Source organism: Mucilaginibacter sp. KACC 22773 (genome assembly GCF_028736215.1).
Lineage (GTDB): Bacteria > Bacteroidota > Bacteroidia > Sphingobacteriales > Sphingobacteriaceae > Mucilaginibacter.
Genome location: NZ_CP117883.1, coordinates 6,823,385 through 6,845,110, shown reverse-complemented (window position 1 = coordinate 6,845,110; position 21,726 = coordinate 6,823,385). Strand labels below are relative to the sequence as shown.

Annotated in this window: 21 protein-coding genes; 8 read left to right on the top strand and 13 right to left on the bottom strand. The window is 43.3% G+C overall.

Annotated elements, in window-relative coordinates; genetic code table 11:
- Positions 1-5: 5 nt before the first annotated feature.
- The 9 genes from PQ469_RS28330 to PQ469_RS28290 all read right to left on the bottom strand — a co-directional run bounded on the left by PQ469_RS28330 (position 6) and on the right by PQ469_RS28290 (position 7,157).
- The gene (locus PQ469_RS28330) at positions 6-968 is read right to left on the bottom strand and encodes a hypothetical protein (RefSeq protein WP_274210670.1); all 963 of its coding nucleotides are present in this window, start codon (positions 966-968) and stop codon (positions 6-8) included.
- A 150-nt stretch (positions 969-1,118) separates the two neighbouring features.
- Positions 1,119-2,261, bottom strand: coding sequence for a toxic anion resistance protein (locus tag PQ469_RS28325; protein WP_274210669.1), 1,143 nt, complete (start codon positions 2,259-2,261; stop codon positions 1,119-1,121).
- 93 nt (positions 2,262-2,354) lie between these two features.
- Complete coding sequence (locus tag PQ469_RS28320; RefSeq protein WP_090651559.1) at positions 2,355-2,969, bottom strand: TerD family protein; 615 nt, start codon at positions 2,967-2,969, stop codon at positions 2,355-2,357.
- A gap of 5 nt (positions 2,970-2,974) precedes the next feature.
- Positions 2,975-3,529, bottom strand: a complete 555-nt coding sequence (locus PQ469_RS28315; RefSeq protein WP_090651560.1) for a TerD family protein — start codon at positions 3,527-3,529, stop codon at positions 2,975-2,977.
- Complete coding sequence (locus PQ469_RS28310; protein WP_274210668.1) at positions 3,519-4,364, bottom strand: phosphoribosyltransferase family protein; 846 nt, start codon at positions 4,362-4,364, stop codon at positions 3,519-3,521. The genes PQ469_RS28315 and PQ469_RS28310 overlap by 11 nt, the downstream gene beginning before the upstream one ends.
- Positions 4,364-5,056: an HAD family hydrolase gene (locus tag PQ469_RS28305; protein ID WP_274210667.1), complete on the bottom strand. Its 693-nt coding sequence runs from the start codon at positions 5,054-5,056 to the stop codon at positions 4,364-4,366. Before PQ469_RS28305 ends, PQ469_RS28310 begins: the two co-directional genes overlap by 1 nt.
- A gap of 192 nt (positions 5,057-5,248) precedes the next feature.
- The gene (locus tag PQ469_RS28300; protein WP_274210666.1) at positions 5,249-5,923 is read right to left on the bottom strand and encodes a TerD family protein; all 675 of its coding nucleotides are present in this window, start codon (positions 5,921-5,923) and stop codon (positions 5,249-5,251) included.
- Between the two features lie 8 nt (positions 5,924-5,931).
- Positions 5,932-6,507 (bottom strand): TerD family protein, encoded by a 576-nt coding sequence (locus tag PQ469_RS28295; protein WP_090651564.1) that lies wholly within the window; start codon positions 6,505-6,507, stop codon positions 5,932-5,934.
- A gap of 179 nt (positions 6,508-6,686) precedes the next feature.
- On the bottom strand, positions 6,687-7,157 hold the full coding sequence (locus PQ469_RS28290; RefSeq protein ID WP_274210665.1) for a hypothetical protein: 471 nt from the start codon (positions 7,155-7,157) through the stop codon (positions 6,687-6,689).
- Between the two features lie 73 nt (positions 7,158-7,230).
- Here PQ469_RS28290 and PQ469_RS28285 point away from each other — a divergent pair, with 73 nt between their 5' ends.
- The 3 genes from PQ469_RS28285 to PQ469_RS28275 all read left to right on the top strand — a co-directional run bounded on the left by PQ469_RS28285 (position 7,231) and on the right by PQ469_RS28275 (position 11,277).
- Positions 7,231-7,629: a DUF1801 domain-containing protein gene (locus PQ469_RS28285; RefSeq protein WP_274210664.1), complete on the top strand. Its 399-nt coding sequence runs from the start codon at positions 7,231-7,233 to the stop codon at positions 7,627-7,629.
- 231 nt (positions 7,630-7,860) lie between these two features.
- Entirely contained in the window at positions 7,861-10,539 is a 2,679-nt protein-coding gene (locus PQ469_RS28280) for a ThuA domain-containing protein (protein ID WP_274210663.1), read from the top strand.
- Between the two features lie 162 nt (positions 10,540-10,701).
- The gene (locus PQ469_RS28275) at positions 10,702-11,277 is read left to right on the top strand and encodes a DUF6438 domain-containing protein (RefSeq protein WP_274210662.1); all 576 of its coding nucleotides are present in this window, start codon (positions 10,702-10,704) and stop codon (positions 11,275-11,277) included.
- Between the two features lie 502 nt (positions 11,278-11,779).
- On the opposite strand, the gene recO is transcribed toward PQ469_RS28275, so the two are convergent.
- Together recO and PQ469_RS28265 are read right to left on the bottom strand one after the other, a co-directional pair.
- On the bottom strand, positions 11,780-12,505 hold the full coding sequence (gene recO / locus PQ469_RS28270) for a DNA repair protein RecO (protein WP_090651568.1): 726 nt from the start codon (positions 12,503-12,505) through the stop codon (positions 11,780-11,782).
- A complete protein-coding gene (locus tag PQ469_RS28265) occupies positions 12,495-12,863 on the bottom strand; it encodes a diacylglycerol kinase (RefSeq protein ID WP_274210661.1) in 369 nt (122 codons plus the stop codon). The genes recO and PQ469_RS28265 overlap by 11 nt, the downstream gene beginning before the upstream one ends.
- Before the next feature lie 209 nt (positions 12,864-13,072).
- On the opposite strand from PQ469_RS28265, the gene PQ469_RS28260 reads away from it, so the two are divergent.
- From PQ469_RS28260 to PQ469_RS28245, 4 genes are all read left to right on the top strand, one after another.
- On the top strand, positions 13,073-14,701 hold the full coding sequence (locus PQ469_RS28260; RefSeq protein ID WP_274210660.1) for a M61 family metallopeptidase: 1,629 nt from the start codon (positions 13,073-13,075) through the stop codon (positions 14,699-14,701).
- Positions 14,632-14,943, top strand: coding sequence for a PDZ domain-containing protein (locus tag PQ469_RS28255; RefSeq protein WP_274210659.1), 312 nt, complete (start codon positions 14,632-14,634; stop codon positions 14,941-14,943). Before PQ469_RS28260 ends, PQ469_RS28255 begins: the two co-directional genes overlap by 70 nt.
- Before the next feature lie 3 nt (positions 14,944-14,946).
- A complete protein-coding gene (locus PQ469_RS28250) occupies positions 14,947-16,245 on the top strand; it encodes a M20/M25/M40 family metallo-hydrolase (RefSeq protein WP_274210658.1) in 1,299 nt (432 codons plus the stop codon).
- Positions 16,246-16,392: 147 nt separating this feature from the next.
- Positions 16,393-16,917, top strand: a complete 525-nt coding sequence (locus PQ469_RS28245) for an ATP-binding protein (protein ID WP_274210657.1) — start codon at positions 16,393-16,395, stop codon at positions 16,915-16,917.
- 113 nt (positions 16,918-17,030) lie between these two features.
- On the opposite strand, the gene PQ469_RS28240 is transcribed toward PQ469_RS28245, so the two are convergent.
- Together PQ469_RS28240 and PQ469_RS28235 are read right to left on the bottom strand one after the other, a co-directional pair.
- On the bottom strand, positions 17,031-18,959 hold the full coding sequence (locus PQ469_RS28240) for an LTA synthase family protein (protein ID WP_274210656.1): 1,929 nt from the start codon (positions 18,957-18,959) through the stop codon (positions 17,031-17,033).
- Positions 18,960-19,627: 668 nt separating this feature from the next.
- Positions 19,628-19,813 (bottom strand): hypothetical protein, encoded by a 186-nt coding sequence (locus PQ469_RS28235; protein WP_274210655.1) that lies wholly within the window; start codon positions 19,811-19,813, stop codon positions 19,628-19,630.
- Positions 19,814-20,394: 581 nt separating this feature from the next.
- Between PQ469_RS28235 and ltrA the strand changes: the two genes are divergently transcribed.
- Positions 20,395-21,645: a group II intron reverse transcriptase/maturase gene (ltrA, locus tag PQ469_RS28230; protein WP_274210654.1), complete on the top strand. Its 1,251-nt coding sequence runs from the start codon at positions 20,395-20,397 to the stop codon at positions 21,643-21,645.
- Positions 21,646-21,726 lie beyond the last annotated feature (81 nt).

Genomic DNA, 21,726 nt, shown 5'->3' with positions numbered 1-21,726 from the left:
ATAAACTAAATTAAATCGGTATTGAGCATGCTTTTTAAAATATTGGCTTGCACATCAATATTGCTGATATTATCAAGGAAGGTGATATCCGAGATCTTTTTATAATTGTCGGCAAGCAGGGCGGCAATTTCTGACGGCATGTGCGCTTTCATCGCAGCGGCATTGCCTTCAAGCCTGTCGTTCTTGTCTTTCAGTTCATACATCAGCCGCTCTTTTTTCGACATGTTGGTGGTCATATCCAGCCCCGCTATTTTTGCAACGTCAAAAAACACAAACAGGTTATCGCCGGGGGCATATATAAAATACCTGTCGGTATCAATAAACTTGTAAACCTCTATTACCTGCGCTCCTGATTTTAAGCCGCAATAAAACTCTGTTTTAAAATCATATTTGCACAACACCCCCATTAGCTTACGCTGAATTTTGGCGTATTCATTTTTGTAAACGTCCGCAAGATTAAAAGCCGTAACTTCTTCCATCAGGTCGGTACTAATAGTATAAAAAAAATCGGCCGCAAACCTTGAGCTAAACGCGTTGATGTTTTTAGACAGCGGATTTTCTGTTGAACTATCAGACAATACCTGGAACAGCTTACGCAACGACAAATTGATTTTGAGTGCCTGCCTTTGCTTTTCGAGGTTGAAATTTGCCAGGGTATAAGTTGGGTCGTTCAGCCGTTCAATCATTTCGCGGTTAATCTGTATCTCGTCAAACAACAGGCTTACGTTGGTCTCGTTATTTTTTTTGATCTTGCGGAGCAGGTCGATAAGGCTTTGGGTAAACTGGAGGTGGAACAGGTCGAGTTTATTGATATCCAGCTCGGGATTGGCCTCAAACAGCTTATGGATCACCTGGCTGCGCAGGTAAATTTTATAAATCATATCGTCGCCAAAAAATACAGAAAGTAGTTGCAGCTTACTGAGCATCCGGTTACTCTGATTTAAAATATTTAACCTGTTTTCGTCCATGAATCAAGTACAAATTTACGAAAAAAGAAACCCCACCCAAACCCTACCCTGAAGGGCAGGGCTTTAAAAGAAAATCGCCTGTGTCATGCAGGCGATTTTCGGAAGATCGTTAAAAGTCTCCCCTGAAGGGGAGATTTAGAGGGGTTTCGCTTACGCGTTAGTCACGTGCTTTTTCAACTCTGTTTCCAGTGTCTGCAATTCGGTGTTCAATACCTTCCTGTTGGCAGTACCTTCATCGTGAATGCGTTTTACCTCGGTAAGGGTTTCAATCAGCGATGCGGTTGTGCGTTTCAGGGTATCCAGCGATACTACCGTTTTCTCATTCTCGCGGGCAACATCAATGCTATTTTGTTTCAGCAGCTCGGCATTTTTTTGCAGGATGGTGTTGGTGGTGTCCGAGATCTTTTTCTGCATCTCCACATTTTCCTTCTGGCGGTTTAGGGCAACAGCTATTGTAAGCTGGTTTTTCCAAACCGGGATGGTTGTTGAAACGATGGATTGCGCTTTCTCGGCTATGGTAGTGTTATTGCTTTGCACCACGCGTATTTGTGCCAATGATTGCATCATGATAAACCTTACTACCTTTAAATCGGCAAGGCGTTTATCCAGGCGGTTCACAAAATCGCGCAGGTCGGCAATTTCGTAATCGTTATAGGCCGATGGGTTGGCATCCATTTGTGCCAACTGCTCACTCAGTTCATTGTATTTTAACTGGCCCGAGATAATCAGCTCTTCCATTTGGTGGATGTAAGTTACGTTGCTGTCAAACATAGTTTGCAACGAACTATTATCTTTTAACGAGTTAACACGCCCTGCCTTTATCTTATTAGTGATCTTATCAATGTTGTTAATCACGGTATCGTACTTCTGGAAAAGCTTTTTGGCATCAAACACCAGCTTTTTCATAAAAGGGATATGCGAGATGAAGGAGGTGAACGCGTTTTGGTTAAGTTCATCCACGTCAATATAATTCAGTTCGGTAAGCAGGTCGTTTATCAGTAAACCAACTTCGCCGGAGTTATAGGTACGTACCGAAGTTAAAAAGTTGTTACTATACTTCTCCATTGAAGCCTGCACATCGGTGCCATAGTTAAGGATGGAGTTAACATCTTTAGGGTCGAGGGCCTTGGCCACTTCGCTGTACTTTTGTACTTCGGTAGGCGTAATGTTAGCTAAATCTACATTGCCCTCCTTATCCAGCAATTTTACAGGAGTTGTTGTTCCCGGTGCCGGAGTTATATCCAGGTTAACCGGGGTTATATTTATCGGGTTGTTATTTGGTGCGCCTTCCATTTTCTTGAGTTTTAAGTTATAATCTGAGGTCTGATTTCTGAGGTCTGAGGTCCGATCTCAGAAATCAGACCTCAGAACACCGACCACAGAATATTATAAATAATTATTGGTAACTGTTTTAACGGTTTCTTCCAGTTTGCGGTCGCGGGTTGGTTCGCCAATGGCGTTAAATTTCCATTCGCCGTTCTTTTTGTAAAAAACGCCCATCACCATGGCAACGTGGCCGGCAAAATCTTTGCTGTGTGCAATATCATAGGTAGCAAACACTTCGTTTACGCGGGTTGGCGTACCTTCATAAATGCGGATAGACGCAAAAGGAATGGTGCCAAAATCCTGCCCACGGAAACTGTTCAGCATAAATGCCACGTAAGTTACCGATGCAGGCAAACCCGGAAGGTTTACAGTAATTACTTCATTGTCTATACCGTCGTTGCCATTTAAATCACCGGTAAGATCATCTCCGCTATGTTTTACCGAACCATCTTTTGATTTTAAGTTGCCGAAGTAGATCACATCTATCAGGCGCTTACTTTCATCAAACAAAGCACAGCTGGCGTCAAGATCAACCGCTTCTTTGGTTACGCCAAAGCCAAAAAGACCTTTTTTTTCAATAGCCCCCCAGTTTATGCCCACGCAAACACTTTCTAATTTATTGCCGTTACTTTTCTCGAGACTGATGCGTTGTCCCTTTTGAAGATTAATTGCCATAGCTGTTATTGATATTTGTTTAAATAATCCTGCAGGCCGCCTTTCATGCCAACGCCAACAGCTTCGAATTTCCAGTTGTTATCTTTTTTGTAGATGCGGCCAAATTCAACAGCGGTTTCTATCGAGAAATCTTCTTCCAGTTCATACTTCAAAATATCGGCGCCGGTTTCAGCATCAAATATCCTGATGAAGGAGTTGCGTACCTGGCCAAAGTTTTGTTTGCGCGCCTCGGCCTCGTGAATGGTTACCACAATGCAAATTTCCGAGATTTTAGCATCAGCCTTTGATAGATCGACCTTTACCTGCTCGTCGTCGCCGTCGCCGGCGCCGGTAAGGTTATCGCCGGTATGCTCAACTGCGCCATCCGGGGATACCAGGTTGTTATAAAACACAAAATATTCGTCGGCCAGTAATCTTTTATTGTCGCCCAAAATAAAAACAGAGGCGTCTAAATCGAATGCGCTGCCTGTTGATGAGCTATTGGTATCCCAGCCCAGCCCTATAGTGAATTTTGGGGCATGGATGCTTTCGCGCTGGCCTTTTTGCAAATTAATTGCCATGTTTAATCAGATTTTTATTGTTTATAAATAGGTTTTGGGTAATAAAGTTAAGGTTTTGGGCGTAGGCATCAATAGTATGGTAACCATTGCCCAAAGCCATATCATATAGCAAGTTTACAAAATCCATCGCTTGGTTTTGTATAAAAATGCTAAAGCAATCGGGATTATAATTTAATATGTATTTTACTATGCGGGTATTAATGGCAAAACTGCCGCTTTGAATAATAGGCTCGAGGTCGAAAATGGTTTTTACCTGGTGATAGTTTAAAAAATTTTCGATGTTGGGGTGGATGTTTTTATTCATCAGTTCGGCAAAGTAAAGCATGTAAATATCATTGCTTAGGCCGTATGCATTCACCATTTTCATGATCATGCGCTCGTGGCTGCCGGTTATTTTAATATCATCCAAAAATATCAGCGTTTTGCCGGTCAAAAAGTCCTTATCAATATGGAACGAATCGTTACCTATCAGGTTCATCCTTTGCTCAGCATCCAGTTCGCCATAATCCTCTTTATAAGTAATAGTGCGGTGTACTTTGGTTTCCTGCACCACCGGGTAGCCATGTTGTGCCAGCCAGCGGTTAAGCCCGTAAACAAACCATGTTTTCATGGCAAAAGTAGCCGTCGGGATAAACGAATAAGGGCTCGATATCACCACAATTTGTTGCGTTATAGGTTGTGCCAACAGTACTTCTGCTATAAAACCATCAATCAAAGCGCTGCCAAATTCACGGGCTACCGCTTCATCGCCAAATTTGAAACGGCTGTAGCTATCCGGGCAAAAGCCGAAGTTACTATCGTTGCTGATATGATGTAATGAGTAGGTAGTGTTCATTAACTTAATAAGGCTAAAATAGATTGGTTGTTTGAGTTGATGAGCAAACTTTTTATGCCCGCCGCACGGGCGCCTTCAACATCAGCTTTAGGGTTATCGCCTATATGTATAATATCGCTTAAAAGGATATCCTTACCGGCGTTAACCTGTTTGATGTTTTGCAGCATTAAATTAAACAAGGCCGGGTTTGGCTTCGACATTCCCACCTCATCCGAGTACAGTTGAAAATCAAAGTAGTTATTCATCTTTAACTCCACCAGTACCTTTCTTAAGGTTGCCCCTTTTATAAAACCGGTATTGCTTAACAAACTAAATGTACTACCTGTTTTATCTTTTAGATGCTGCAACGTGGAAATTGTTACAGGCGAGTATACCAGCGGCATGTAATAGAACAACAGCTTCTCCATATTCAGGTACAGCTTGCCGGTATCAATATCTGATAAGCTGAGCTGGTTGTCATTAATCAGGCTAATCACCATCAGGTACATCTCATCGGCATCAATGTTTTTGCCTGTACTTTCGTTTACGGCGTTGCACATCAAATCCACCTGCCTGAAGGCTTTAGCCACCTCGTCAATACTTTTACCCATCGGGTTAAAATCCCGGTGGAAGATTTTGGTACGCTCTATTTTAAAATAAGGGTTTGATTTAATCAGCGTAAGCCAGAGATCGAAGGAGTAGTGTTGATACATTGCAGGCGGTGTAGGTTGTACGTGATACGTTGTAAGTTATACGTTTTGCCCGAATTGGCAAATATAGATGTACAACCAAATTTCAATATTGTTAGCTGTTCTAAATAAAGGTTATACGCGATATGTTGTAAGCTATACGTTTTTTTACCAAACAGGCACATACAACGTATAACTTACAACGTACAACCCAATTTAATACTGTTTAAGTAACTCTAAAAAATTATCCGTTGCATACGGTTCGCCAATGGCTCGGAATTTCCAGGTGCCATCTTTGCGGTACACTTCGGCAAATTTCATCGAGCACATGCCGTTGTAGGTGGCATCGCCCGATAGGCTGAATTTGGCTATCTCCTTACCGTGATTGTCAACGGCGCGGATAAAGGCGTTCTCGACCATGCCAAAATGCTGGTTTTTCCGCTGGCCCTGGTATATGGCTACGATAAACAAAATTCGGTCGTATTTGGGGTCCAGCGAATCCAGTTTTACGATGATTTGCTCATCATCGCCATCGCCCGCGCCTGTACGGTTATCGCCGGTAAGCCAGATGTGGTTTGACGGATGGCGCATGGAGTTAAAGTACACCACATCGCCCTCGTATAAATTTATTTTATTACCGTTTGGCTTTTGAAAAGTGCGGCCCCTGCTGGCCACATGGCCGTTTTTATCAAGCACAAAAGCGATGGCATCCAGGTCGTATTCCACTTCTTCGCTGCCGCCGCCGAATAGTTTGCCCAAAAAACCGCCGCCGCCATGGCTTTTCCTCACATCCCAGCCTAAGCCGATGGTTACCGACGACAAATCGAAGCTTTCGCCTTTATCATTTTTACGCAGGTCAATTGTTTGACCCTTTACCAGATTAATTGCCATAGCCTTGCTTACTTAATGATTTGCCCTTTAAAATATTTACTTAAAAAGAAGGCCAGATCTTCCTTGTAACCCACGCCCGATGCCTCAAATTTCCAGGCCCCGTTGCGTCGGTATAAACGGCCAAACTCAACAGCTGTTTCGATAGAAAAATCCTCGCCCAGCTCATATTTACAAACTTCGCTGCCGGTTTGCTCGTCAATAATGCGGATATATGAATCGCGCACCTGGCCAAAGTTTTGCCTGCGAGGTTGCGCTTCGTGGATGGTTACCACAAACAATATCTCCTGTATTTTGCCGTCAACTTTAGTTAAATCAATATTGATGGATTCGTCATCGCCGCCATCGCTGTTACCGCCCGAAGGATCGTCGCCGGTATGATGAACGGCGCCGTCCGGCGAATCTACGTTGTTATAAAAAACGAAGAACTCGTCTTCCGGTACAAACCTGTTGCCATCTATCATGATAGCCGATACATCCAGGTCAAAATCATAACCTGTGCCTTCATTTGGGTTCCAGCCCAAACCAACTGTCATTTTCGACAGTCCGATATCTATTTTTTGTCCTTTTTGAAGATTAATAGCCATTGTAAAATGTATTTATATATTGACAAGCAGGCCGCGTAATTGTTACGAAAACGGCCGCGAATTTTGCTTAACTAAGGTTTAAAATGCAGAACTAAGGTATATGTTTTTTTGATATACAGTATGAAATAAAAATGAAGGAGGAGCCCCTCCTTAGAGCAAGGTGATATGACGCCTTAATTTCAGATTTGTTTGATTTTTAACAAATAAGCAGAAGCAAAATTATTGCCGCCTATTTTTTTCGGAATTAAATCCACTTCAAATTTGTTGTCAACATCAATCCATCGTGACTCATTTTTTACTTGCTTTAAATTGGGGTAATAAATTTTAAGATCGGCTATTCTTTTTTCTGCAAGATCATTTCCCCAGTAATCCTCATAATATTTAAAACACTTATTTTTTAGCGTTAAACAATAGATGGTTTTCATCAGGCAGCTATTTCCTTCTGGTGGCAATGGGTACGAAAAAATAACTTTTTTGTAGCGTCCATTCGTCTCTATGTTTTTTTCGATGAAACTTCTTCTCAATCTCCCACCTTTTAACCCAACTTCATGCTTTATTTTAGCGTAGTCGGCATTTAAAATTACTTGTGATTTTACGCTGAGGCAGCTAATTATCAAGACAAAGAGAGGTAGAATGCATTTTGAGGACATATATTAAAGTTTTAGGTTTGGATATATACCCGAAATTACAAAAACAGACTAAATAAAATCTCATTAAAAAGCCATGCCCAAATTAAACGCCCAGCTGGTAACAGAATACATTGAAAAACTGGATGCCCCGGTTGCCCAAATTGTGCAAGCCATCAGGCAGATAGTTTTAAACGTCGACCCCGAAATTGGCGAGGAAATTAAATGGAACGCCCCCAGCTTTTTGTACACGGGCGAAATGAAGCCTTTTAACCCGAAAGAATATAAAAGGTATATCATGGTGATGAACCTGCATAAACGCATTCTGCTCGTTTTCCCCAGCGGGGCAAAAGTTAATGACACCAGTGGTTTGTTAACTGGCGATTACACAGACGGCCGCCGCCTGGTATACATTAAGGATATGGATGATTTAAAAAGCAAAGAGCCCGCCATAAGAAAAGTGGTGCTTGATTGGCTGGCGCTGATTGAGAAATAAGCACGGTTGATTTATCAAAAACAAATCTTGTTTTCTGAGCCGCCAGGCGCTTCCTTTTTTAAATTCATCTTAATCTGCAGTTCGTTTTCTATCCCGGCAAACCACCTTATTATAAACTTGTAATATTTGCGATACTAAAGTTACGCAATCGATGGAAATGGCTACATTTGGCCGGCTTTAAGTATAAAACGGCAAGCCATAACAACCAATAAAACCTATCAATAATTTTATATGCGATTAAAAATTACTTTACTGCTGGCGCTTGCTATGCTTGTATTTAACTTCAGCAAAATAGTTGTTAAGCCCAAAATCCTGGTATTCACAAAAACATCCGGTTATCATCATGCATCCATTGCGGCAGGCTCTGCAGCTATCATTAAACTGGGTGCCGAAAACGATTTTTCGGTTGATACCACATCCAACGCTGCAAAAATCAGCGAAGCCAATCTTAGCCAATATGCCGCAGTTGTTTTCCTGAGCACTACCGGCTATATGCTTAATAATTACCAGCAGGCCGACCTGGAACGCTATATGCAGGCAGGGGGCAATTTTGTAGGCGTGCATGCTGCCGCCGATGCCGAATACGACTGGCAATGGTACGGCCGTTTGGTAGGCGCCTACTTTGACAGCCACCCTGCTATGCAGGAGGCCATATTAAAAGTGGTGGATAAAAACCATCCCTCAACCCGCGCTTTGCCCGATGAATGGAAAAGGACAGATGAGTGGTACAACTTTAAAAAGATCAGCAAAAACCTGCATGTGCTTATTAAAATTGATGAAAATAGCTACAAAGGCGGCATCAACGGCGATAACCACCCAATGGCCTGGTATCACAATTTTGAAAACGGGCGCGCCTTTTATACCGAACTTGGCCATACCGACGAATCGTACAGCGACCCTGTATATTTAGGCCACCTGCTGGGCGGTATTAAATATGCCATTGGCGACAATAAAAAACCCGATTACTCCAAATGTACCACCCTGCGCGTACCGGAGGAAAACCGTTTTGTAAGAACATCCCTTATTCAGGGCACTTTTTACGAGCCTACAGAAATGACCATTTTACCCAACCTGGATATTTTAGTAACCCAGCGTCGCGGCCAGATCATGCTGTTTAAAAATGCCACCAAAACCATTAAACAGGTTGGTTTCCTGAACGCTTATTTTAAAACGCTGCACACCAAAGGGGTAAATGCCGAAGAAGGCGTTTTAGGCATCCAGGCCGATCCGGATTTTAAAACCAACCATTACGTTTATATTTATTACAGCCCTGCAGATACTTCGGTAAACCGTTTATCGCGCTTTACACTTACGGGCGATACCATTGATAATAAGTCAGAAAAAGTTGTATTGCAGCTGTACTCCCAGCGCGAAATTTGCTGCCATACAGGCGGCTCCATAGCGTTTGGGCCAGATCATTTGTTGTTTGTATCTACCGGCGATAATACCACGCCATTTGATGAGGGCAAAAACCTGCCCCATGACACACATTCATTTGCTCCGTTGGATGACCGCCCGGAGCACTTAAATCACGACTCCAGGCGCTCTGCCGGGAATACCAACGATTTAAGAGGCAAAATCCTGAGAATAAAAATAAAAAGTGATGGATCTTATACCATTCCCGAGGGCAACCTATTTAAACCGGGCACCGCAGGCACCCGCCCGGAGATTTATGTAATGGGCGACCGAAACCCATACCGTATAGCCGTTGATAAAAAGAACGACTACCTGTACTGGGGCGAAGTTGGCCCCGATGCCAATAACGATAGCTTAGCCACCCGCGGCCCCCGCGGTTATGATGAATTTAACCAGGCCAAAGCAGCAGGCTTCTTCGGCTGGCCGTTGTTTATTGGCCCCAATATCCCTTACCATGCATATAACTATGAAACCGGCGAATCGGGCCCCAATTTTGACCCGCTGCATCCGATAAATGATTCCAGGAACAACACAGGCTTAAGAGAACTGCCGCCTGCGCAGCCTGCATTTATCTGGTACCCGTATGGCGAATCGAAAGATTTTCCGCAAGTTGGCTCTGGCGGCCGTACTACTATGGCCGGGCCCATTTATTATACCGACTTGTATCCAAAGGCAACCCGACTGCCCGATTATTATAATAAAAAGGTATTTTTTTATGATTGGATCCGTGGCTGGATAAAAGTACTTACCCTGCAACCAAACGGCGACCTGGACAAAATGGAGCCATTTATGGCCACTACCAAATTCAACTCACCTATTGATATGGAGACCGGCCCGGATGGTAAAATTTATGTGCTGGAATATGGCTCGGGCTGGTTTACCAAAAACAAAGATGCCGGTTTGGCCCGCATTGATTACAACACCGGCAACCGTGCGCCCGAAGTAAAAAGCATTGCTGCAAATAAAGCTTTTGGTAAATTGCCTTTAGCGGTAACTTTTACCGCAACAGCAACCGATCCGGAAAATAACACAATGACCTACACCTGGAACCTGGGCAACGGCATCAAAAAAACAACGGCTTTGCCAAAACTGGTTTACACCTATACCAAAAAAGGTAACTACAATGTATCGGTTGAGGTTAAAGATGATGAAGGCGCAGCCACGCTAAGTAAAACCACCCCGGTATTAGCCGGCCAGGATTCGCCTGATATGAAGCTAAAAATGGCCAACATGAAGGCTAACGCCGCAGGTATGAACTTAATGATGTCGTTAGATTGCAAGGCCTGCCATAAGGTTGCCGAAAAATCTGTAGGCCCGGCATTTGCCGATGTTGCTAAAAAGTATGCAAAAAACCTGGCTTCAACCAATCATCTGGTTAAAAAGATAGCAACCGGTGGACACGGCGTTTGGGGCGATGTGGATATGCCCGCGCACCCTAACCTTAAACCAGCCGAAATTAAACAGATAGTGAACTGGGTATACTCGCTTAAATAACCCACTCTTATTTCATACCAACAAATCCGGCTTGCAAAACAGGCCGGATTTGTTGGTTTTAGAGCAGTATTATATACTCCAGTTATAGGCCGCATTGAAACTGTCGATATAAACTGCAACTTTAGCATCACCGATATAGTGGGTAATTTTAACTAACATGTAATGGAATCACGCAAAAGTTTGTTTGTTAATGGTATTGTTCTGGTGCTGTTTTTAGTGGGATTGCTCATGGCCTGTAATAAGCCGTTAGCCCCCAGGAACAACGAGATAACCAAAATAGAAATTGCCACAGGCGGGTGCTTTGGCCCCTGCCAGTTCACTGCTACAAGTATAGATAGTTCGCTCAGCTTTAAATTTTATGGTGGCAAGCTTTTGCAGGGCAATAAAACGAAAGTTATTAAAGGTTATTATTCGGGTACAATAAGCAAACAAACCTGGGATACATTGAACATGAAGCTGGAAGCTATTCATTATAAAAAACTTGCCAACCGCTATGACCATAGCGCCGACGATCAAAGTTTGGAACTGATTATTTATTACCAGGGAAAGGTAAAGCGCATCACGGCCCAGGACGGGAGTTTGCCAGATAGTGTTAATAAGGTTTTTTATTGGCTGGCCGACAAATATAAAAGTGTTAAGATCACGCCGACCAAAGCCCCCATCAGATTTGATGTAACGTTGCAATACCTCCGTGTGGGGGGTATTAAATTTCTGCCACCAACTAAGCAAATAAAATAATATTTCTGCCATTTTTCACCCCGGCCAATGATAGGTTGAAAGGCAAAGACCACTGAGATCCGCAGTTAAAAGAGAGTCATTTTTGTGATTTTTGATTGAAAAAATGGCAAAATAAGGGCCTTTTTTTCAAAAAACACGCCTTTTTAATCAAAATATGGCGTTTTTTCATAAAAATGAAGCTTTTTTTGCCAAAAATTAGTCTACTAACCCTATAGTGCTTATATTTGTCCTAATTGTTATTATCGATCTAACCAATTAGTTCTTTATGGTAAATAATGAGGTCAGTCAACTTAAAAAAAAAGAGAGAGCCACCTGGCTATCTCTTTTTTTATTTTAGGCCCGTATTTATACTTAAATAAAGCATCCAACCGGCAATAATAATATTCACCAACGCCATATTATAACCCATCTTTTAGGAGAGAAAAGAACTTTCAACTCAACGGCATTGGTTTATAAAGAAGATCTTTTTTTGACTTAAAACTTAAGACTTCCGGTTCAAGGCTTAGGAAAGAACCTCTTCCAGCACATCGCCCGACCGGATATTGCCAAAGCCCTCAATATGCAGGGCATAATACTCCATTAATTTTTGGATCAGGTAACGCCGCTCGTCGTTGGTTAGTTTCAGCTCATCCATGCTGTCAAAACTGCTTTTAAGCAGCAGGCTAAAGTTTTGCGTATGCGGCGGCGAAAGGTACATTACCGTATCCGGCTTATATTTGCTAAACGTGCCGTTCTTCAGGTCGAAGTAATCGGCGTTATCAATCAGCGCCCTGTCGGGATAAAACCCCAGGTACCGTGTAAGCCGGGTTAAAAACAACAGGTGGAAGTTGGCTACGTTGCCTGTCTGATGATCCAGCCACTCTATCGCGCTAAAAACAAAATCAAAAATATTCTCTTCGGCCGATTGCTGTTTGATGGATTTGTATAGCACCTCGTTTAAAAAAATAGCGATGCAGCTTTTAATCACATCATAAGGGATGCTTTGTAATACAGGCGAATTTTTAAGCTCGGCTATGCGCTGTACGCTGCCGGTGTTTTTATGGTAAACAACCAAATCAAGCAGGTGCAGGGGTTGCAACATATTGCGGCCTATTTTTGCCTTTGGCTTTTTGGCCCCGTTTATGATGTATGATTGCAAGCCGAACTTCTCGGTAAAAATTTGCACAATTACACTGCTTTCGCCATAATCGGTGGCTTTAAATACTATACCACGGGTTTTATGCAGCATGCCTTACCAGTAAAATAAGTTTTGGTAAAAATATTACGATGCCTGTTATAAGCGCAAATAAGGCCGCTATTACCACTGCGCCGGCGCAAACATCTTTAACTCTGCCTGCCATTTCATTATAATCCGGCGATACCAGGTCGGTTAACGTTTCAATCCCGGTATTTAAAAGCTCAATTACCAGTACAAGGGCAATGGCCAGCATAATCCATTGCCATTCTGCAAAGGCAATATGGAGCGCAAAACCCAGCATAACCGCAATGAAAGCCAATACCAGGTGTATCCTGAAATTGGGTTGCGTTGCCGCAGCATACCTTAATCCTTTAAAAGCAAAACCAAAACTGCGTATCAGTCTTTTCATAATTCAAAAATACGTGTAATTGGTGTAACTGATATATTAAAGATTCTTTCGCGCAAAGCCAGAAAAGGCTCAGCGTAAAAAGGCTTAACTCCTGGCGGCTTTGCCTCTTTGCTTTAAAATACAATATTGGAGCCCTGCACATCTGTAATGATATTGATATATTACAATTGGCCGATTAGTTGTAATTTCATCGCTGCTAATCATAATACATGAAAAAAACATTACTACTCGCGCTTGCTTCCCTGTTTTCGGCCGCTGCCATGGCCCAGCAGGATGCACCAAAAGCTATTTATTATTCCATATCGTTCCCTAATGCTGCCCACCACGAGGCCGAGATTACCATCACCATTCCGCAGGCCCCAACCGGCCCTTTGCTGGTTAGGATGAGCCGTTCATCTGCCGGCCGCTATGCCACGCATGAGTTTGGTAAAAATATTTATAATGTTGCCGCTACCGATGTAAACGGCAAGGCCCTTGAATTGAAGCAGGTTGAAGGCGATGTTTACTCGATAGAGGAGCACCCATCAACCGTTAAAGTAAGCTACACCCTTTTTGGCAATTGGACAGATGGCACTTACGCCAGCATCGACCCAAGCCACGCCCACCTGAACATGCCTGCCACTTTTATGTGGGTTGTTGGGCAGGACAAAAGGCCGCTTACCTTCCAATTTAACGATTTAGATAAATATGGCTGGCATGTGGCTACTCAGCTAAAACATGAGGATAAAAATGTGTACAGCGCTCCCAACCTGCAATACATGATGGATTGCCCAACGGAACTGTCTGATTATAAAATTGCCAGCTGGGATGTGGTTAATTATGACAATAAAAAAGAAAAGATAAACCTTACCGTTCACTCCGATGATAGCCAGGCCGTGATAGATAATTTCGGCAAAATGGTTGCCCGGATGGTACAAGAAGAAAAAGCCGTATTTGGCGAATTCCCGGCCTACGATTATGGCGAATATACTTTTATCAGCGACATCCATCCAACCACATCAGGCGATGGTATGGAGCACCGTAACTCAACCTGCATCACCATACCTGCCCCTAAGGTTGAAGGTTTGGAAAAAAGGCTGTTAGGAGTTTATGCGCACGAATACTTCCATAGCTGGAATGTGAAACGCATCCGCCCAAAATCATTGGAGCCTTTCAATTTTGAGCATGCCAACATGAGCAGCGAGCTTTGGTTTGCCGAAGGCTTTACCCAATACTATGGTGAGCTGCTGCTGGTACGCTCAGGCTTTATTGATCTTGATGATTATACCGGCACCGTAGCAGGACTGGTAAACCAGGTATTAAACACCCCTGCCGCTGCTAAATATCCCGCAACCCAAATGAGCCGTTATTCGGTATACGCAGATGCGGGTGTTTCTATCGACCCGAACAACAACGCCAATGATTTTACCAGTTACTACACCTATGGCGGCGCCATTGCCCTCGCGCTTGACTTGCGCCTGCGCAGCGATTTCAATATTACGCTTGACGATTATATGCGCCAGGTTTGGCTAAGCCGTGGTAAGGTAATGAAACCTTATACCATTCCTGATTTGCAAACCGACCTGGGCAAAATAACCAACCCCAAATTTGCTGCCGACTTTTTTAGGAAATACATTACCGGCATTGATAAAAACAATTACGAAGAGTTATTGGCCAAAGCAGGTTTGGTTTTACGCAAAATTAACCCCGAAAAAGGCTGGGCAGGATCATTGGCAACCACCGCAGGCCGTGGCAGGGCAGGCCAGCCTCGTGCGGTAATGCCGAAGGTTTGCCCATACTATCAAGCACCATTATCGGCTCGCCGGTATATAAGGCCGGCCTGGATGCAGGTGATGTGATATTGAAGGTAAACGGCGCTGACATTAAAGACCAGAAAGGTTTTGACGACCAGCTTACAGATAAAAAGCCGGGCGATAAGCTTACCATAAATTATAAAAACCGCACCGGCAGCCACGAAACAACCATAGTATTAGAGGCAAATCCTAATTTTGAAGTAGTTACCTTTGAAAAAGCAGGCAAGCCATTATCAAAAGAACAGGAAACATTCCGCAACAATTGGTTGCAATCAAAAGTTAAATAATAAATGAAAAAGATTTTTATAGTAACCGTAGCATTATCAGCAATTACCGCGTTGGGTTTTGCCCAAAATGTAAATAAGCTGATTAAAGAAAAAAATGTAGGCCGCATTATTAAAACCCTGTCGGCAGATGATATGCAGGGCCGCGCGACATTTACCCCAGGCATCGAAAAAGCCGCCAAATTTATTGAAGGCGAGTTTAAAAGCATTGGCTTAACGCCACTGGCAGGTAACACCGGTTTCAGGCAGGATTTTAAAATGATCCGTTCTACCCCCGTTAAATTAACGCTGCGCATTAACGGCAAAAGTATTGCGGCTGACAGCGCTTTTGCAACCGGAAGCGAATCATTTAGCTGGGCCACCAATGCCGATGTACAGGTGGTACAGGTAACCGGCGATAAAAATTTCAGGCAGGAGTACGGCGCCATTACACGTAGCGGCAAAAAATCGCTGGTGCTGGTAGACCCTAAATTTAAAGATTTGTTTACACGCGTACGCGGGTTTGCCGGCAGGGGCAGTGTAATATTTAAAGGTAAAACAACGCCGCCTGTTGTATTTGTGCTGGGGAGTTTTGATAAAGTAACCGCATTTGATGTGCGCTACGAAATCAAAAGCGAAGAACTTCCTTTGTTTAATGTTGCCGGCATGATACCCGGTAAAACCAAACCGGATGAGTTTGTAGTATTCTCGGGCCATTATGACCACCTGGGTATCCTTAAACCGATGGAAGGCGATAGCATTGCCAACGGCGCGGATGACGATGCATCGGGCACAACGGCGGTAATATCATTGGCTAAATATTATAAAAAGCTAAAAAACAACGCCCGCACCCTCATTTTTGTTGCTTTTTGTGCCGAAGAAATTGGCGGTTACGGATCGCAATACTTCTCAGGCCAGGTAAACCCCGATAAAACGGTTGCCATGTTTAATATCGAAATGATTGGCAAAGCATCGAAATTTGGCCAAAATTCCGCATTTATAACCGGTTATGAGCGTTCGGATTTCGGCAAGATCCTGCAAAAAAACCTGGATGGTACGGCTTTTAAATTTTACCCCGACCCATACCCCGAGCAGGATTTGTTTTACCGCAGCGATAATGCAACGCTGGCCAGGCTTGGCGTACCCGCGCATACCATATCAACCGATCAGATAGATATTGACAAACTATACCATACCGTTAAAGACGAGTTTGGCTCGTTAGATGTAAGTAATATTACATCAACCATCAGGGCTATTGCGCTAAGCTCGCGCAGTATTGTTGCCGGTACAGATACACCAACAAGGATAGCAAAGCTGGAGCGATAGCAGGTGTGCAGATGGAGTAAATGTGCAGATTTCAAATGTGCAGATGAAATCAAAAACAATTAGCTATTAACAAATGTGCAAGACGAAGTCAATACATCATCTGCACATCTGAAATTTGCATATCTGCACATTTGAAATTTTAAACTCATGCCCCACATCCCCAAAATAGCAGTAGTAGGCCCCGAATCGACGGGAAAATCAACCATGTCTGATTACCTGGCGGCGCATTATCAAACCATTGCTGTACCTGAGTACGCGCGTGGTTATTGCGAAAAACTGACGGAACCCTGCACCTGGCAGGATGAAATCAATATGTTTTACGGCCAACGGGCTTTGGAACAGCAGTTGCTGCCTATGGCCAACAAGATCCTGATCTGCGATACCACTTTTATCACCGTAAAAATATGGAGCGAAGAAATGTTTGGCCGCTCGCCCCAGGAAGTATTGGACGAATTGCCGCGGCACCCTTACGATTTATACCTCCTGCTCAACATAGATCTGCCCTGGCAGGATGATCCGTTACGCAATTTCCCTACCAAACGGGAGTATTTCATGGATGTTTGGCATAAAGAACTTCGTGCCCTTAATGCTGATTATGTGCTGATATCGGGCATCGGCACAGATAGGTATGAAAGCGCCGTAAAAGCAATAGACAAGTTTTTGACTAAATGAGCCAGATGTGCAGGTTAACTACGTTGAGGGCTTCGCCGTTTCAGATGTACAAATTCAATCTGCACATCTGGAATTTGAAATCTGCACATTCTTAATATGATCGCCGTTCCGCCTCAATTCAGCTTCTTATTTACAATCCTGTCGGCATAATCCTGGATGAAGGCTTTGCAATCGGCTATGCCGGTATTCATTTCGGGATTCGGGTTGTTAGTCATCAGGTTTTTTTTCAGGCCTTTGTCGGCAACGGCGTATATCCCGGTAATATTTTTCCCGTCGAACAAATAGGTGTAATTGCCCTGCATCAGCTGATAAATATTGCCGGTGGAGTTGATTACCCTTGGTAATTCGGCAGGTGCAGGGTTAATCAAACTTCGGCCCCACGACCTGAAGGGTTTGTTGTAGCCTATTAAATCTGCAACCGATGGGTATATGTCCATTTGCGAGGCCAGATCGGTGCGCACGCCCTTTAGTCCATAGGCATTATTGGCGCTATAAAACAATATCGGCACAGCAAAACGGTTAACGCCCTCACTGTATTCGGGATAGTACGTTTGGCTGGTGTGGTCAGCAGTTATTACAAAAATCGTGTTGCTGTACCATGGCTGGGTTTTGGCATAGTTAAAAAATATCCGCAGCGCGTTATCAGTATATTGAACGCATTTATCAATTGCGAGGGGGCCACCCTTAAACCTGGCCTTATATTTTTCGGGCAGTTGATATGGGTCATGCGATGACAGGCTGAACAAAGTGGCCATAAAGGGCTGTTTTTGGGTACTGAGTGTTTTGCCCATAAACTGAAAAAAGTGCTCATCCCAAATGCCCCAGATGCCGTCGAAATCCCTGTCGTTATTATATTCTGTTCTGCCGTAATAATTTTTAAACCCTAAAATGCTGCCAAAGCCCTGGAAGCCCATCGAACCATCTGCCGCGCCATGAAAAAACGAAGTTTGGTATCCCATGCTGTTACATACTGATACAATAGATTCGATTTTTTGCTTGGCAAAAGGTGATGATGTAAATGCTGTTTGAAACGAAGGAATGCCCGCCAAAACCGATGACATAGCGTGAATAGACTGGCGGCCATTGGCGTAGGCGTTGGTAAATATCAGGCTATTATCTGAAAGCGAATCTAAAAACGGGGTGTACGATGCAAAGCCGGGAATGTTGGCCCCCTTGTTCATGCTGCCCCAATACTCTTTGGCCATGCTTTCTAAAATAATGATCACCACGTTGGGTTTTGCAGCGGGCTTACTGTTGTATTGTTTTATGGGTTTAATGTTGGCGTTAATATAATCTGTAGTTGTCCAATGCTGAAGCTTAAAATTGTTGCTGCTGATTGTGCGGATAATGGCGAAGGGGGTATTTAAAACCACATCGCCCTGGTTGGGCACAGTAACGTGTTTATAGGCATCAACCATGTTGATAGGCCTGGTACTGTGTGCAAAATCGCCCCTGATACCGCCGATAACCAGCGCCACAGCAACAAGTAGCAAAACTACCGATGTTATAAAGTAGGGCTGCAAATGCTTTACAGGCCGCGGTTTAACTTTTACGCGGGAGTACAGCCAAACCCAGCAAATACAACACAATATGTATATCACCAGGATATACCAATAGGCCCAGGTGAAATGCTCGAGCAGTGCTTTTTTATTGGTTTCATCGGCCAATACATCAAGTACCGCTTTGGTTGAGCGTACCTGGCTGAAGCGATAGTAAATGATATCGACAAAATTTGTGGCATAGGCCAAAAAATTGGTCACAAAATATAAAATGGTAATGCCTTTTTGATAGCCCGGCCGGGTGTTTACGGTTAAAGGCAGTATGCTTAATAAAATAAATAAGCTGTTAACGTAGAGTAGGGCAGTGGTATCAAAAGCCATCCCGTAATAGCAAAGTTTTAACAGCGTGGAAAGATTATCAACGGCCAGCAGGTGCGTGTTATAGGCAAAAAATAAAACCCGGGCTATAAAATAGAACAGGTAACCTAAAAACAGGCGATATATAAGAACCTTATATTCGGATAACCTAAATTTATCTTCCATGAAAGTATTGTTTTGGCTACCCCCAAATTGTGTAAGGCGAAAGGTGGTTATTCCTGATTAAGGAATAATTGTGAATTTATCGTCGTTTAAATGCAGGGGCGCTTGTAAAAGCAACGAATGTAATAAATAAGCAAAAACCTTGCTTTGATTTTTTGTCATAATTTAAAATAACTTGTGAGTTTAGTTAGTGTTATAAAATTATGAAATAAGAGGGAGCGTTTTAACGTCCACGATCTGCGTCCTCACAGGCGCTATTTGGAATTGCTTAGGGGGCAAAGACAACGGTTGGGAAAGTTGCCGCCTGTGAGGACACAGACGCCGGGGTAGGAGAATGTTTTTTTTCGCTGCCCGGGGTGGGGGAACAGACCGCAGGGGAAGACATCATAGCCGCAGGGTGTGCCTAACGAAACAGGGCCGCAAAATTTCTTCTGTGGCCCTGTTTCTGTCGTTTAATCTTAAAAACCTGGATAGGCTATTCTACCAACCTCTCCGGATTCCGTGATGTATATAAAACGGCAAAAAGTTAGTTTTGTTTTATTGATGTGACAAACAATTAAAAAAATTAACTGAAAGAAGATGCCAGGCTGGCTAAAATAACCCCGGCAAACCGCCAAATAACCAGGGCACGCCAATAACCGGAATAATAATAAACCAACATTCAGATAAAGCTAATTGGTGCCCGATGTTTTTGATTTAGCCCAAAGCCAGTCAAAGTTCGAGGTGATGTTCAGGAAGCCAAAAACCTTACCGGCTTTGGGATCATATTTAATATCAATTGGTATCCACAAATCATCGGTAACCCTAAACCGCAATACTCCATCGGCAGTAAACCTGCTTTTTGTTTCGCCGGGCATAAATGCCGCTCAATACATTGTCATAAGCTAACGCGGGTGTGCCGTGAATTACGAGCCTTCTGAATAAAGGTAAGTAAATGTTGTATAAAAGATGGTAGTAGGCCTACCAGTGTCGCTGTGCAAGCAGAGGCATTAAACCACCTCTCGGTGCTTGATTAGTAATAGTTAGGTATTGAACGGAAAGAGGAAAAGGCTACGGGAAATAGTCAGGTATGAAAAAGAGAGATGAATGCAAATGAACCATCGATGAAGTGATGAGAGAGCGAAACCCATTGTCAAAAGCTAATGTTCTTGCGTATTAGTGAAAGATTATAGCGGGAACTTGCATACTGGCTATAAGGCAATCGTCATAGAGGTGGCATGACTCTTATTCAGGCTTTTATACGAAACACGGGAAGTCCTTAACGGATGTTAAGAGAAAGGCACAAGCGGGCAATACCCGTGAGGCCGAATACCGAAGCTGTTAAGGATGACGGATGATGCTGTAGTAGTGAAGAAGCCTTTGTAATGAAGGTGGAGCGAAGGGCATCAATTATACAGTTAAGAATATTCTAACAACTTTAAAAAGAAGGAGGATTAAAATGTTTGAGACAACATCAAGACCAGTACCGGTAACGAAAGAAATGGTAAAGAAAGCCTATCGGAAAGTAAAGGCAAACAAAGGATCAGCAGGAGTAGATAAAGAAAGCCTCGAAGATTTTGAGGTGAACTTATTAGACAACCTGTATGTATTATGGAACCGAATGAACTCCGGCAGTTATTTTCCCAAACCAGTTCGCTCAGTATCGATACCCAAAGCAAACGGCAAGAAGCGGGTGTTAGGCATCCCGACAGTAAACGACCGGATTGCCCAACAAGTAGTAAAGGATTACTTAGAACCACGCTTAGAGGCACAGTTTCAAGATCAATCGTATGGCTATCGCCCATTGAAAAGCGCCCATCAGGCAGTAGCAGCAGTCCATGAAAATGTACTCAGGTACGCATGGGTGATTGATATGGACATCAAAAGTTTCTTTGATGAGGTAGACCATGAACTGCTAATGAAAGCTGTAGAGCGGCATGTAGCGGAGCCATGGGTAAAGATGTACATTAGGAGATGGCTGGAAAGTCCGGCGCAACAACCCGATGGAACACTTATTCAAAAGGGAGGGCAAGGTACGCCACAAGGCGGAGTGATAAGCCCTTTATTAGCAAACCTGTTTTTGCATTATGTACTGGACAAATGGCTTTTGAAGCAATACCCCGGAGTAGCATTTGTACGCTATGCGGACGATATTGTAATTCATTGTCACACAGAAACGGAAGCGAAACAATTGCTGGAGGCTATCCGGGCAAGACTTGCAGAATGTAAACTACGTCTTAGCGAAGAGAAGACGAAAATGGTATACTGCCAGAACTATCGAAGGCCCAAGAGGAAAGACTATGGAAAGAAATTCGATTTTCTGGGGTTCACATTCAAACCAAAACCAATAATATCCAAAAAAGGAGGGTTGTTTTTAGGATATGGGAGTACCATAAGTCAAAAAGCACAATCGAGGATAATCGAAGGATGGAAGCAGCTCAGGTGGCATCGGCGAAGTGATTTAACGATGCAAGACATAGCCGATCAGATAAACCTACAAATGGTAGGGATTATCAGGTACTATGGGAAATTTAAGCTACGAGGCCTACAACCATTGATGAAACGCTTTGAGTTTCGTTTAGCCAAATGGGTATTAAACAAGTACAGGAAGTTTAGAGGCAGTTATGGAGAAGCGCATAAATGGATAAGTGAGTTAAAAATCAGCTATCCGGCCATGTTCTATTACTGGACTGTTTTTAAACACGTTTGATGGTATAATAAGAGCCGTATGAAGTGAGAGCTTCACGTACGGTTCTGTGAGAGGCTTGGGCTGAAATGCCCTTGCCTACTC

Excerpts from the sequence above, each read along its gene's own strand:
- PQ469_RS28330 (WP_274210670.1), bottom strand. The coding sequence starts at position 968 with ATGGACGAAAACAGGTTAAATATTTTAAATCAGAGTAACCGGATGCTC.
- PQ469_RS28265 (WP_274210661.1), bottom strand. The coding sequence starts at position 12,863 with ATGAAAAGACTGATACGCAGTTTTGGTTTTGCTTTTAAAGGATTAAGG.
- PQ469_RS28300 (WP_274210666.1), bottom strand. The coding sequence starts at position 5,923 with ATGGCAATTAATCTGGTAAAGGGTCAAACAATTGACCTGCGTAAAAAT.
- PQ469_RS28280 (WP_274210663.1), top strand. The coding sequence starts at position 7,861 with ATGCGATTAAAAATTACTTTACTGCTGGCGCTTGCTATGCTTGTATTT.
- PQ469_RS28240 (WP_274210656.1), bottom strand. The coding sequence starts at position 18,959 with ATGGAAGATAAATTTAGGTTATCCGAATATAAGGTTCTTATATATCGC.
- recO (WP_090651568.1), bottom strand. The coding sequence starts at position 12,505 with ATGCTGCATAAAACCCGTGGTATAGTATTTAAAGCCACCGATTATGGC.
- PQ469_RS28315 (WP_090651560.1), bottom strand. The coding sequence starts at position 3,529 with ATGGCAATTAATTTGCAAAAAGGCCAGCGCGAAAGCATCCATGCCCCA.
- ltrA (WP_274210654.1), top strand. The coding sequence starts at position 20,395 with ATGTTTGAGACAACATCAAGACCAGTACCGGTAACGAAAGAAATGGTA.
- PQ469_RS28295 (WP_090651564.1), bottom strand. The coding sequence starts at position 6,507 with ATGGCTATTAATCTTCAAAAAGGACAAAAAATAGATATCGGACTGTCG.
- PQ469_RS28260 (WP_274210660.1), top strand. The coding sequence starts at position 13,073 with ATGAAAAAAACATTACTACTCGCGCTTGCTTCCCTGTTTTCGGCCGCT.
- PQ469_RS28245 (WP_274210657.1), top strand. The coding sequence starts at position 16,393 with ATGCCCCACATCCCCAAAATAGCAGTAGTAGGCCCCGAATCGACGGGA.
- PQ469_RS28285 (WP_274210664.1), top strand. The coding sequence starts at position 7,231 with ATGCCCAAATTAAACGCCCAGCTGGTAACAGAATACATTGAAAAACTG.
- PQ469_RS28275 (WP_274210662.1), top strand. The coding sequence starts at position 10,702 with ATGGAATCACGCAAAAGTTTGTTTGTTAATGGTATTGTTCTGGTGCTG.
- PQ469_RS28250 (WP_274210658.1), top strand. The coding sequence starts at position 14,947 with ATGAAAAAGATTTTTATAGTAACCGTAGCATTATCAGCAATTACCGCG.
- PQ469_RS28325 (WP_274210669.1), bottom strand. The coding sequence starts at position 2,261 with ATGGAAGGCGCACCAAATAACAACCCGATAAATATAACCCCGGTTAAC.
- PQ469_RS28235 (WP_274210655.1), bottom strand. The coding sequence starts at position 19,813 with ATGCCCGGCGAAACAAAAAGCAGGTTTACTGCCGATGGAGTATTGCGG.
- PQ469_RS28320 (WP_090651559.1), bottom strand. The coding sequence starts at position 2,969 with ATGGCAATTAATCTTCAAAAGGGACAACGCATCAGTCTCGAGAAAAGT.
- PQ469_RS28305 (WP_274210667.1), bottom strand. The coding sequence starts at position 5,056 with ATGTATCAACACTACTCCTTCGATCTCTGGCTTACGCTGATTAAATCA.
- PQ469_RS28290 (WP_274210665.1), bottom strand. The coding sequence starts at position 7,157 with ATGTCCTCAAAATGCATTCTACCTCTCTTTGTCTTGATAATTAGCTGC.
- PQ469_RS28310 (WP_274210668.1), bottom strand. The coding sequence starts at position 4,364 with ATGAACACTACCTACTCATTACATCATATCAGCAACGATAGTAACTTC.